11 protein-coding genes are annotated in these 11,783 nt (G+C 57.6%); 8 read left to right on the top strand and 3 right to left on the bottom strand.

The window, feature by feature from the left end; translation table 11 throughout:
- The first annotated feature begins 2 nt into the window (after positions 1-2).
- Positions 3-446, top strand: coding sequence for a YcgN family cysteine cluster protein (locus tag NCG89_RS01915; RefSeq protein ID WP_251088085.1), 444 nt, complete (start codon positions 3-5; stop codon positions 444-446).
- Positions 447-448: 2 nt separating this feature from the next.
- On the top strand, positions 449-907 hold the full coding sequence (locus tag NCG89_RS01910; RefSeq protein ID WP_251088084.1) for a hypothetical protein: 459 nt from the start codon (positions 449-451) through the stop codon (positions 905-907).
- 66 nt (positions 908-973) lie between these two features.
- Here the strand turns inward: NCG89_RS01910 and cysK are convergent, their stop codons facing one another.
- Positions 974-1,933 carry a cysteine synthase A gene (gene cysK / locus NCG89_RS01905; protein WP_251088083.1) on the bottom strand — a complete coding sequence of 320 codons (960 nt, stop codon included), beginning with the start codon at positions 1,931-1,933 and terminating at the stop codon, positions 974-976.
- A 179-nt stretch (positions 1,934-2,112) separates the two neighbouring features.
- On the opposite strand from cysK, the gene NCG89_RS01900 reads away from it, so the two are divergent.
- Positions 2,113-2,961, top strand: coding sequence for an AAA family ATPase (locus NCG89_RS01900; protein WP_251088082.1), 849 nt, complete (start codon positions 2,113-2,115; stop codon positions 2,959-2,961).
- 4 nt (positions 2,962-2,965) lie between these two features.
- A complete protein-coding gene (locus NCG89_RS01895) occupies positions 2,966-4,141 on the top strand; it encodes a vWA domain-containing protein (protein WP_251088081.1) in 1,176 nt (391 codons plus the stop codon).
- Between the two features lie 19 nt (positions 4,142-4,160).
- On the opposite strand, the gene NCG89_RS01890 is transcribed toward NCG89_RS01895, so the two are convergent.
- Positions 4,161-4,943: a TrmH family RNA methyltransferase gene (locus NCG89_RS01890; protein ID WP_251088080.1), complete on the bottom strand. Its 783-nt coding sequence runs from the start codon at positions 4,941-4,943 to the stop codon at positions 4,161-4,163.
- A 395-nt stretch (positions 4,944-5,338) separates the two neighbouring features.
- Here NCG89_RS01890 and NCG89_RS01885 point away from each other — a divergent pair, with 395 nt between their 5' ends.
- From NCG89_RS01885 to NCG89_RS01875, 3 genes are all read left to right on the top strand, one after another.
- Positions 5,339-6,628 (top strand): ammonium transporter, encoded by a 1,290-nt coding sequence (locus NCG89_RS01885; protein ID WP_432757896.1) that lies wholly within the window; start codon positions 5,339-5,341, stop codon positions 6,626-6,628.
- Between the two features lie 130 nt (positions 6,629-6,758).
- A complete protein-coding gene (locus NCG89_RS01880; RefSeq protein WP_251088079.1) occupies positions 6,759-7,007 on the top strand; it encodes a glutaredoxin family protein in 249 nt (82 codons plus the stop codon).
- Positions 7,004-7,807, top strand: coding sequence for an MOSC domain-containing protein (locus tag NCG89_RS01875; RefSeq protein ID WP_251088078.1), 804 nt, complete (start codon positions 7,004-7,006; stop codon positions 7,805-7,807). The genes NCG89_RS01880 and NCG89_RS01875 overlap by 4 nt, the downstream gene beginning before the upstream one ends.
- 39 nt (positions 7,808-7,846) lie before the next feature.
- Here NCG89_RS01875 and NCG89_RS01870 read toward each other — a convergent pair whose 3' ends face one another.
- Complete coding sequence (locus NCG89_RS01870) at positions 7,847-9,787, bottom strand: transglycosylase SLT domain-containing protein (protein WP_251088077.1); 1,941 nt, start codon at positions 9,785-9,787, stop codon at positions 7,847-7,849.
- Between the two features lie 96 nt (positions 9,788-9,883).
- On the opposite strand from NCG89_RS01870, the gene NCG89_RS01865 reads away from it, so the two are divergent.
- A complete protein-coding gene (locus NCG89_RS01865) occupies positions 9,884-11,779 on the top strand; it encodes an ATP-binding cassette domain-containing protein (protein WP_251088076.1) in 1,896 nt (631 codons plus the stop codon).
- Positions 11,780-11,783: the final 4 nt, after the last annotated feature.

The raw sequence follows: 11,783 nt of genomic DNA, 5'->3' as shown, positions 1-11,783 counted from the left end.
TAATGTCTGCGTTGGCACCCCAGTTCTGGCAACACAAATCCCTCGACGAGCTCAATGCTCAGGAGTGGGAGGCGCTGTGCGACGGCTGCGCTCGTTGCTGTCTGCATAAGCTGGAAGATGAAGACACAGGCGACCTGTACTACACCAACGTCGCCTGTCATTTGTTGGATCCGGCGGCTTGTCGCTGCGGGGACTACCTCAACCGTGCGGCCATCGTTAGCGACTGCATTAGCCTGGCGGCGGAAGATCGGCAAAGCCTGGAATGGTTGCCGAGCAGCTGCGCCTACCGGCGACTGGCCGCTGGACAGGGCCTGGCTGACTGGCATCCGTTGGTATCAGGCGACCCCGAGAGTGTGCACCGGGCCGGTATTTCCATTCGTGGCCGCTGTCTGTCGGAGCGGGATGTAGATTCGCTTCAAGAACATATTATTCACTGGATTGATTGAACATGATTGACCAAGGGGACTACCAACTGGCCTGGCAGGCCTATCTGGGCTGCGGCGCGCTCGCTATTGCCTTGTGGATTTTTGTGGTTCGGCGCCTGCCCAATACCTTTTTGCGCTACTGGCTATCCTTGGCGGGAATTGCGTTTCTATTCACGCCGGTTCGCCACCCCTCTGCGCCAGAGTTATGGGTGCCGGGTAATGTTGCGGGTGTGCTGGGGTTGATGACGGAAAGTATTGAAGTCGCCATGCCGGTACTGCTGACCCTGGCCATTGGCCAGATTGTCGCGCTGGTGGTCGCAATCAGCCTCGTGCTCTGGTTGGGCGGAAGCAAGCGCGAAGCGGCTGGCGATGCGGCCGAACCGGCAGTCCGCCAGCCCGCCGGGAAACCGCGTCAGGCGCCGAAAACCGATTCGGCGCGTAAAGAGCCAAGTTTTGGTGCTGAACTGGAAAGCCGGGATTGACGCCGGTCGCGATTGGCCAAAACGAAAAGAACAGACAAGGGGCCGATGGCCCCTGTTTTTTTACTTTCACTGGATTTCGGTGAAGGCGCCTTCGAAGAGGGCGGAGCTGAGGTAGCGCTCAGCGGAGTCGGGCAAAATGACCACGGTGGTTTTGCCGGCGTTTTCTGGCCGGGAGGCGACCCGTTCGGCAACCGCCATGGCCGCACCACTGGAAATGCCCGCGAGAATCCCTTCTTCCTTCATCAGACGATGGGCCCACTGCATCGCCTCTTCGTTACTTACCGCTTCACAGCTGTCGACCATGCTCAGGTCCAGGGTATCGGGCAGAAAGCCCGCGCCGATGCCCTGAATCTTATGGGGCGCGTGGGTGGGCTCTTCCCCGCTCAGTGCCGCGCGAATGATAGTGGATGACTCGGGTTCGATCGCCACCGATTGAATCGCCTTGCCGCACCGCTGTTTGATGTAGCGGGAGATGCCAGAGATCGTGCCACCGGTGCCGACACCACTGATCAGAATGTCGATCTGGCCGTCGGTATCCCGCCAGATTTCCGGGCCGGTGGTCTGCTCGTGGATCGCAGGGTTGGCGGGATTCTTAAATTGTTGGGGCATAAAATATTTGTCGGGGTCCTGCGCCACGATGGATTCGGCGGCGGCAATGGCGGCCTTCATGCCTTTGCTGCCATCGCTCAGTACCAACTTTGCGCCTAAGGCCAACAAGACTTTGCGGCGCTCTATGCTCATGGTGTTGGGCATGGTCAGGGTAATGGGGTAACCCCGGGCGGCAGCCACAAAGGCTAGGGCGATGCCGGTATTGCCGCTGGTCGGCTCGACGATTTCCATGCCGGGCTTGAGTACACCATCTTTTTCGGCCTGCCAAATCATGTTGGCACCAATCCGACATTTCACGCTGTTCGCCGGGTTACGGCTTTCCATCTTCACCAGGATGTTGTGTTGGCTGATGCGTTTGACCCGGATCAGCGGGGTATGGCCAATGCTGAGGCTGAGGTCGTCATAGGGCGACGTCATGGTAAAACTCCTTTTCTTCAGGTCGCCGCCCGGCGGGCAAGCGATTTAACTTGTGGGTGCTGGAAGGTAATATAGCGGCTCGCTGCGGTCATTGCCTTATTTGGCAGGGCTGCTAGGCTACGCGTTTTGTCTTTTGGCCAGGCCCAGTCAATTAGGGCGGTATTATCTAGGAAAAGTGCATGAAATTTACCGGAACCGACTCGTATGTATCCACTGATGACCTGAGTATGGCGGTCAATGCAGCGGTCACCCTGCAGCGGCCCTTGTTAATCAAAGGGGAGCCGGGCACGGGCAAAACCCTGCTGGCCGAGCAGGTAGCTCAGGCGATGGGAAAACGTCTCATACAGTGGCATATCAAATCAACCACCAAGGCCCAGCAGGGTTTGTATGAATATGACGCGGTCTCTCGCCTGCGTGATTCCCAGTTGGGTGATGACAAGGTTCACGACATCGCTAACTACATCAAGCGCGGCAAGCTGTGGGAAGCTTTCGACGCCGATGAGCAGGTCGTATTGCTGATCGACGAAATCGACAAGGCCGATATTGAGTTCCCCAACGACCTGCTGGTGGAGCTCGATCGGATGGAGTTCTTCTGTTACGAAACTGGTGAGACCATCCGCGCCAAGCACCGGCCCATCATTATTATCACCAGTAACAACGAGAAAGAATTGCCAGATGCCTTTCTGCGCCGCTGCTTTTTCCATTTCATCAAATTCCCGGATCGCGCGACCATGGAGCAGATTGTGGAAGTGCACTATCCCGGCATTGCCAAGAAGCTGGTTCAGGAGGCGCTGGAGGTGTTCTTTGAAGTCCGTGAGATTCCCGGCCTGAAGAAGAAACCGTCTACATCCGAGTTGATTGATTGGCTAAAATTGCTGATGGCCGACGATATCCCCGAGGAGATTCTGAAGAACCGGGATGGCAGCAAGGCGATTCCGCCGCTGTACGGCGCGCTACTCAAGAATGAGCAGGACGTCCATTTGCTCGAGCGCCTTGCCTTTATGCATCGTCGGGAAAGCCGGGTTTAACGCTATGTTGGTTCAGTTTTTCCTCGGCCTGAAAAACAGCGGCGTCCCGGTGAGTATCCGGGAGCTGCTCGATGTGATTGAGGGCCTGCAACAGCGACTGGCATTTATGGACGTGGATGAGTTTTACCAGCTCACCCGTTTGTGCATGGTTAAAGATGAGAAGTATTACGACCGCTTTGACCTGGCCTTTGCTCGCTATTTCAATGAGCTTTCTGACCTCGACGATATTATTCAGGCAATGATTCCCGACGACTGGCTGCGCCGGGAATTTATCAAACAGTTGAGCGAAGAAGAGAAAGCCCAGATTAAATCCTTGGGCGGCCTGGACAAACTGATCGAGGAATTCAAAAAGCGTCTGGAAGAACAGAAGGGCCGCCACGCCGGTGGTAGCAAGTGGATTGGCACTGGCGGCACCTCGCCCTATGGTCACAGCGGCTACAACCCGGAGGGCATTCGCATTGGTGGCGAGAGCCGCAACAAAAAGGCGATTAAGGTCTGGGAAAAGCGGGATTTCAAAAATCTGGACGACAGTGTCGAATTAGGTACCCGCAATATTAAAGTGGCGCTGCGGCGACTGCGCAAATTTGCGCGCACTGGCGCAACTGAAGAACTGGATATCGACGATACCATTTCGTCCACGGCAAAAAATGCCGGCCTACTGGATTTGAAGATGGTGCCCGAGCGTCATAATGCGGTGAAGGTGCTGCTGTTTTTTGATGTGGGGGGCTCAATGGACCCCTTCATTCGGGTGTGCGAGGAGCTGTTCTCGGCGGCTCGCAGCGAGTTTAAACACATGGAGTATTTTTACTTCCATAACTTCGTTTACGAGTCGGTCTGGGATAACAATATTCGCCGTCATACCGAGCGGATTTCGCTGCTGGACGTGATGCACAAATACAGCGCCGATTACAAAGTTATCTTTGTTGGCGATGCCGCCATGTCTCCCTATGAGATAGCCCAACCCGGCGGTAGCGTCGAACACTGGAATGAAGAGGCGGGCGCGGTTTGGATGCAGCGGATGCAAGAAACCTATAACAAGGTGGTCTGGATCAATCCAACCCCCCCGGAAGAATGGCGCTGGACCCACAGCATTCGCATGGTCGAGGAACTGATGGACGGCCATATGTATCCGATGACCCTGGCCGGCCTTGAGGCCGCTATGGCCTACCTCGCCAAATAATCGGCTTTCACCGGCGGCGCTAGCGGCTGGCGCCCGCCGCATAGAAGGCAATCAAGGCGGCGGTCACCGCCACATTCAGTGACTCCACGCCATTGTGCATTGGAATGCACAACTTCTGCTGGCACAGCCGGCTCACTTCTGCACTGACCCCATCGGTTTCATTGCCAAGCACATAGATGCTGGTGCCCTGGTAGCTGTCTTCCAACAGTGACTGGCTGGCATGGGACGACAGAGCGCACAGGCGCGCTCCCTGACTGCTGAGGTCTTGCAGACAACGGGACAGATCGTCACACAGGTAAATGGGCGCCCGAAACAGGGTTCCGGCGCTGCTCTTAATAACGAGCGGCGACAGGGCAGCGCAGCCCTTGCGGGGCAGAATGATACCGCCAATGCCGCTAGCCGCCACCGATCGAATAATCATGCCCAGGTTCTGCGGGTTGGTGATTCTATCCAGTGCGATATATTGCTGGGGTTTATCGGTATTTATGTCGGCGGTGAGGTCACCCGCATCGCGCAGCCCGCGCAGCTGCAGGTCGGCCGCGACCCCCTGGTCCTGTTTGCCATTCTTGGAAATGCGCGACAGTGCCTGGCGATCGTGCATTTCTATCGCAACCCCCTTCGCGTCGGCGAGCTCTCGAATCTGGCGTATTGCGCCGTCCTCTCGATTACTGTTTGCCAGATGCACTTTGTAGACCTGCAGGGTGGCGTCGGTGAGTGCCTCGATGACGGGTTTGCGGCCGTAGATGGTCAGCATCTGGGCGAAGAATGCTTTGCGTTGACGGTAATTTTCGGAGTCGGACATAGGGGTTCCCGGTCTGTATGGCGCGCCGGGCGCAGTATACCCCCTCGCTGAATATGAATCCTCATTGGTGCCAGGCAGGCGGACCTTGATGGCTCAATGGTAAATTCTGGTGCGGGCGAACCAAGAATGGGCATGCATATTGCATTGTTGTGGTGCGATCTTTCCTGCTGCCCCATTGCTGGTCATCGACTCAATGGGAATCGGAGCGTGGTTCCGTCGGGGAAAATTGCATAACTGTATGGCCTGTCAGCAGATAAGCCCCACAAAGGGGGAAGGGCAGAGGCAATGATGCGAAAGCGAATGCTGCATTATTGTGGTGCCTTTCTGGGGTTTGTGATCGCTTTCGGTGCAATCGTCGATATTTGTGGAGACTTTACGTGAAAAAAATACGCTGGATGAAGCCGATGGCTTACGTCATTAGCCTTTTGGGGATGATGTTTGCCCCGCAATGGGCCCTTGCCCAGGAGTTAAACCCCGCCAATACCGCGTGGATTCTGACGTCTACCGCGCTGGTGCTGTTCATGACCTTGCCTGGCCTGGCGCTGTTTTACGGTGGCCTGGTGCGCAGCAAGAACGTACTGAGTGTGTTGATGCAGTGCTTTAGCATCACCTGCGTGGCTTCACTGTTGTGGGTGATCGTTGGCTACAGCATTGCCTTCGCCGATGGCAACGGCTTTATGGGCTCTTTCAGCAAAGCCTTTCTCTATGGTGTCGCCGAGGACAGCTTGAGTGGCGATATTCCCGAGACGGTGTTTGTGATGTTTCAGATGACCTTCGCCATCATTACACCCGCGCTGGTGGTCGGCGGCTTTGCGGAGCGGATTCGCTTTTCTGCGGTCATGTTGTTCTCTGCCGCATGGCTGCTGGTGGTTTATGCGCCCGTTACCCATTGGGTTTGGGGCGGCGGTTGGCTCGGTCAAATGGGCTTGCTGGACTTCGCTGGTGGTACGGTGGTGCACATCACCGCCGGTGTGGCGGCGCTGGTGGCCGCCGTCGTGTTGGGGAAACGTCAGGGCTTTGGTCAAATGGCCTTGCCACCGCACAACCTCACCATGACCTTCACCGGCGCGGGTATGTTGTGGGTGGGTTGGTTTGGCTTTAACGCCGGCAGTGCGCTGGCCGCCAACGGCGATGCCGGCATGGCAATGCTGGTGACACACCTGTCCGCCGCGACAGGCTGTCTGACCTGGTCGGCGATTGAATGGCTTAAATTCGGCAAACCCAGCGCTCTGGGTGCGGTTACCGGTATGGTGGCGGGTTTGGGTACCATCACCCCGGCGTCAGGCTATGTGGGCCCAGGCGGCGCGATTGCCATTGGTTTGGCAGCCGGCATCGTGTGTTTCTACTGCACACTGGCCATGAAAACGGTGTGGAAAATCGATGACTCCCTGGATGTTTTCCCGGTACACGGCGTGGGCGGTATTCTGGGCACCTTTCTGGCGGGCATTTTCGCCAGTGCAGATCTGGGCGTATTTTCCGGCCAGGGCTTGGCAGAGGGCGTAAGTATTGCAGCCCAGCTCAAGGTGCAGTTGATCGGCATTGCCGCAACCTTTGCCTACACCGCGGTAGTAACCTACGTGCTATTCAAGGTTATCGATGTGTTGATCGGCCTGCGGGTTAGCCCAGACGAAGAGAGTGAAGGTTTGGACTTGGTGGGTCACAACGAAGTGGGTTACGACCTCTGATCATACGCAGGGCCTTGGGCGGGTTCGCCCGATCCTCTGCCCGTGCCCTCTGCTGAGAGAGTAATCGAGGTAAAATGACACCGGCATCAGGTTGCCCCTGATGCCGGTGTTTTTATTTCGGGGATATCGCGTGAAAGAGTTACAACTATTGGGGACCTCTGCCTGCCATTTGTGCGAACTGGCCGAGGGCGTGCTTTCCCACTGTCTGGCGCAGGGTTATGCCTGGGAGGTCGAGGTCATTGATATTGCCGATGACGACGTGCTGATTAGTCAATGGGGGGAGCAAATTCCGGTTCTGCTGGACCCGGCAAGTGGGGCTGCCCTGTGCTGGCCCTTTGACGGGGAGGCGGCCATTGCCTTTGCCGAGTCAGCCGCATGACGATCCAGGTGAGCCAGCTGTGGCGCTTTCCAGTGAAATCCCTGGCCGGTGATCGCCACCCGGCCTTGCCGCTGGACGGGCGCGGGCTCGCCGGTGATCGGGCGTGGATGGTGGTCGATGCTCGGGGGCGCTTCGTTACCCAGCGGCAGGTGCCGGCGATGACGCGAATTCAGGCAGTATACGATGGCGATGACCTGAGTCTACGTCACCTGGACCATTCCCAGGCTGAATTGCGCTTGCCCCAAGCGCCTCAAGGTCGCGCCGTAGAGGTGACGGTCTGGCGCGACCAATGTGAGGCAGTCGACGCGGGCGACGAGGCGGCTGTCTGGCTGTCGGGCCTGCTGGGGAAGCCCCTGCGTTTGTGCTTTTTGCCGCCGACTTTTCGTCGGCAGGTGGATGTTAACTTTGCCAAGGCGGGTGATGAGGTGGGATTTGCCGACGGCTTCCCGCTGTTGGTGTGCAACCAGGCCAGCATTGATTATCTGAGTCGCGCCGGGGGGCGGCTTCTGGAGCCCCAGCGTTTTCGGCCGAATATTGTGGTAGACGGTGCCGAGCCCTTTGCTGAGAACCATTGGCGGCGCCTGCGCATTGGTGAGGTAGAGCTGGATCTGGTGAAGCCCTGTGCCCGCTGTGTGATTCCCAGTCTCGATCCCGGTACGGCCGAGCAGCAGCCCGCGGTGCTCGAGCTACTGCGCGCCCATTGCCGGGGAGCGGATGGGCAGATTTATTTTGGCCAAAACGCCATTCACCGGCAGTATGGCAGATTAGCGGAGGGGGCCGAGGTCAAGGTGTTGGACTAGCCTGCACTACCGCCTAACGCTTGAGCCTCGTAGCGAGGCTCAATTCTTCGACGCCGTTCGCAGGTTATCCTGACCAATGCTGCGTTCGTGGTTAGCCAGCAGAGGCCGTTCTGTGTTCAGCTTTTTCCCGTAGATAATGCTGAAAGCCAGCACGTTTTTAACGTACTCTCGGGTTTCGCCGTAGGGCAGGTTTTCAATCCAGATGTCGGCGGGCAGGTCGCTGTCTTGGCGGCGCAGTACCCGCTCGATTCGGGTTGGCCCCGCGTTGTAGGCTGCCGTCGCCAGGATGCGGTTGCCGCCAAACTGATCGAGCAATTGGGCGAGGTAAAAGCTGCCAAGGGCAATGTTTTGGTCTGCTTGATAGAGGTCGCTGCTGCTGACCCGGCGGCCCATCTGCTTGGCTACCAGTCGGGCGGTGCCCGGCATCAGTTGCATCAAACCCTGCGCGCCAACCGGGGAGCGCGCTTCCTCAGAAAACGCACTCTCCTGCCGGGCGATAGCGTAGATCCACTTTAGCTCGATACCCTGGGTTTTTGCCGCCTTGGTAAATTCCTCCGCAAATGGGGTGGGGAAGCGCAATTGCATGTCGTCCCACTCATTGGCGCGAATGGCGGTCATAATGGCCTGGTGATTCCAACCCCAGCTCATCGCCAGGTGGGCTGCAGCAACCTGCTCTTCGCGGTTCAGGGTGGTCATGGCTTGGGCCCATTCCAGCCGCGCGGTATAGGTCTGCCCCTGCCAATGCAATTCCTTGGCCCGTTGAATGGCGCCGCGCTGCTGCACTTCGCTGATGAGTTCTTGGCGCAGGGTGGTTTTCTCGGCCAGTTGATAGGCCTCGTTGAGTAAATCGGCCGCCATAAAGCTGTAGTAACCCCGCTCGGAGGCCAGCTTTTGCAGGATAAGCTGGGTGGCAACGCTTATTTCGCCCTGGCGGGCAATATCGGCCCTGGCCCACCAGTATTGCCAGTCAGCTTTGTCCTTGAGTTCGTCAGGCAAGAACCCGATCAGGCGTTGGACCTCTGCCCATTGGCCACTCTTCAGCGCCAGGCGAATGCGCCACTCGGTGAGGTAAGGGTCTTCAAAGTTGGGATCGTTGGCTTTTACCCAGTCGTCGGCGTAATCCACATCGCTGGCGATAATCTGGCGGGCCAGAGCGTCGCGGAGCACATAATTCTGGGCCTTATTGAAATGCAGGCGTCGATCGAGTTGGTGCCAGAGCCCATTGGCGCGCTCAAAGTTAGAGCGCGCCAGGCGCAGCAGGCTGTGGGTGGCAATGATTCGGCTTTCCTCTGAAACGGGCAGTTGATCCGCCCGCCGATAGAGCAGTTCCGGGTTTTGAATAAGTTGGATGTGAAGCGTGTCAGCCGATATCCGGCGCAACAGGTACTGGGCCAGGGAGTATTGTTTTTCTTCCAGGGCCAGCTGCGCACGAAGCCAGTATTGCTCGCGCTTCTCGCTGGCCGACAGGCTGGCGGTCCAGAAATTCAGTGTTGGATCGCAGATGTCTGGCAGGGAATGACCGGTTTTCCACAGTTCACTGGCTTTTTTCAGCGCGGCGTCGGTTTGCCCGGTTTCTCGCAGCGCGCGGATGGCAACGCACTGCATATCTTCTCCGCCATGCCCCTGGTAATAACGCAGGAAGCCTTCCCAATTGCGGCTGCGCATCATCTGATTGACCCAGGCAATCCGCATCCGCTGACCAACTATGGTGTTGCCGTATTCTTGCAGATAGGTGTCGATGGTTTGCCGGGAAAGGTTGCCAATCTGGGCTTTTACCAGTTCCAGCTCCAGGTACGGGTACAGGGGGTAGCCCTGGAGTTGGGGGGCCAGTCTTTCTGCCGCGCCGATCTGCCCCCGGCTTATATAGCTCAGGGCATCACTGTATAATTTGCGCGCTTCGTCCAGCGTTGGCGCGGCCTGAGCAGGCAGAATCTGCAGCACCACACACAGCGCGAGAAGTTTCAGCCTGAGGAATTTCATTGCGTCATTTGCCCCCAAAAAACCGGATTAAGCATCCAGTGTATCTAATGTAACCATGGGCACAAGCGTCTCCAGGGGGCGACAAGAGAATATTTTATGTCTTTGTTAAGAGTCACACAGCTACAGCATCACATTGGCCAGCAGGTCATTTTCGACAACGCAGAGCTGCTATTGCAGCCGGGAGAGCGGGTGTGCCTGCTGGGCCGCAATGGCTCTGGTAAATCGACATTGCTCAGAATTGTCGACGGTAGTCTACAGGCCGACAGCGGTGATATTTGGCGCAAGCCGGGTCTGGTGGTGAGCCGCATGGAGCAGACGTTGGATTTTGCTGATCCTGAGAGCAGGGTGTACGAGGTGGTGGCGGGAGGCCTGGCGGAGTTAGGCGCCGTGTTAAGCCGTTACCACGAGCTCGCTGCCAGTGCGCCCGATGCCGCCGGGCTGAAAGAAATGGAGCGGCTTCAAGCAGAAATAGAAAGTGCCGACGGCTGGCTGTTTCAGCAGCGTATCGACAGCGTCATCAGCCGCCTGCAGCTCGATCCTGAAGCGCCACTCAGCGCCTTGTCCGGCGGCTGGCTGCGGCGGGTGTCTTTGGCCCGGGCCCTGGTCTCGGAGCCGGACGTTCTATTGCTAGACGAGCCCACCAACCACCTCGATATTGAGGGGATCCTTTGGCTCGAGCAGGCGATCATGAGTTTTTCCGGCTGCGTGCTGTTTGTCAGCCACGACCGGGCGCTCATTGAAAAGTTGTCCACCCGGATTGTGGAATTGGACCGGGGCCATTTGCGCAGCTATGACGCGAACTACTCCCGCTATCTGGAGTTGCGCGAGCAGTTTCTTAAGGCCGAGGCGGAGCAGGCGGCGCTGTTTGACAAGCGCCTGGCTGAGGAAGAGGTCTGGATTCGCCAAGGAATCAAGGCTCGACGCACCCGCAATGAGGGGCGGGTCAGGGCCCTGGAGCAGATGCGCCGGGAACGTGCGGCGCGGCGGGAGGTGGGCGGCAATGCCAAGCTGACCGTCAATGTTGCCGAGCAGACTGGCAAGATTGTGGCAGAGCTGACTGATGTCAGCTACCAGATTGGCGGCAAACAACTGGTTAACGGCCTGTCCACGTTAATTTGCCGAGGCGATAAAGTGGCCTTGATTGGACCCAACGGTGTGGGTAAGACAACGCTGCTGAAACTGATCCTCGGCGAGCTTGACCCCACGGGCGGCAAAGTGCGCCAGGGCACCAAGCTTAATATCGCCTACTTTGACCAGCTTCGTGATCGCCTGGATGAGAATCAGCGCGTGGTCGATATTGTTGGTCAGGGCCGGGACAGCATCACCGTGAACGGCAAGGATCGCCACATCATGAGTTATCTCAGCGATTTCCTGTTTACTCCCGAGCGGGCCAGAAGTCATTTTGGGGTACTGTCTGGTGGTGAACGGGCCCGGGTGCAGCTTGCCTGTCTGTTCAGTCAGCCGGCCAATGTGCTGGTCATGGACGAACCGACCAATGACCTCGATATGGATACGCTGGATTTGCTGGAAAGTCTGCTGGTGGAGTTTAGCGGCACGGTATTGCTGGTCAGCCACGACCGGAGTTTCGTTGACAGTGTTGCCAGCAGTTGCCTTTTATTTGAGGGCAATGGGGTGATCAGCGAGCATATTGGTGGCTATACCGATGTGGCTGCCTACCAGCGTCGGCAGGCTGATCAGGCGAAGGCGGCTGCGGCAAGCCGTGGGACTGGCGATGAGACCAAGTCTAATGCGGTGAAATCCGGCCAGAGCAAGCCGAAAAAGCTCAGCTACAAAGATCAGCGCGAGCTGGATGGATTGCCCGCCAAAATTGAGGCATTGGAGGCGGAAATTGCCGTCTTGACTGAGCGTGCCGGTCAGCCTGAGTTCTACCAGCAAGATGGGGCGCTGGTGGCGGCGGCCATGGCTGAGCTGAGTGCCCTGCAGGAAGCATTGGATCAGTGTATGGAGCGCTGGCTGGAACTGGCTGAATAAGCGC

Origin of the sequence: Spongiibacter taiwanensis, from assembly GCF_023702635.1 — a bacterium.
Classification (GTDB): Bacteria; Pseudomonadota; Gammaproteobacteria; order Pseudomonadales; family Spongiibacteraceae; genus Spongiibacter; species Spongiibacter taiwanensis.
The sequence above is the reverse complement of the archived record's forward strand: the minus strand, read 5'-3'. Positions and strand labels throughout refer to the sequence as shown.

Coding starts and splice junctions, on each gene's coding strand:
- NCG89_RS01870 (WP_251088077.1), bottom strand. CDS start 9,787: ATGAAATTCCTCAGGCTGAAACTTCTCGCGCTGTGTGTGGTGCTGCAG.
- NCG89_RS01910 (WP_251088084.1), top strand. CDS start 449: ATGATTGACCAAGGGGACTACCAACTGGCCTGGCAGGCCTATCTGGGC.
- cysK (WP_251088083.1), bottom strand. CDS start 1,933: ATGACGTCGCCCTATGACGACCTCAGCCTCAGCATTGGCCATACCCCG.
- NCG89_RS01890 (WP_251088080.1), bottom strand. CDS start 4,943: ATGTCCGACTCCGAAAATTACCGTCAACGCAAAGCATTCTTCGCCCAG.
- NCG89_RS01915 (WP_251088085.1), top strand. CDS start 3: ATGTCTGCGTTGGCACCCCAGTTCTGGCAACACAAATCCCTCGACGAG.
- NCG89_RS01875 (WP_251088078.1), top strand. CDS start 7,004: ATGACGATCCAGGTGAGCCAGCTGTGGCGCTTTCCAGTGAAATCCCTG.
- NCG89_RS01865 (WP_251088076.1), top strand. CDS start 9,884: ATGTCTTTGTTAAGAGTCACACAGCTACAGCATCACATTGGCCAGCAG.
- NCG89_RS01900 (WP_251088082.1), top strand. CDS start 2,113: ATGAAATTTACCGGAACCGACTCGTATGTATCCACTGATGACCTGAGT.
- NCG89_RS01885 (WP_432757896.1), top strand. CDS start 5,339: ATGAAGCCGATGGCTTACGTCATTAGCCTTTTGGGGATGATGTTTGCC.
- NCG89_RS01895 (WP_251088081.1), top strand. CDS start 2,966: ATGTTGGTTCAGTTTTTCCTCGGCCTGAAAAACAGCGGCGTCCCGGTG.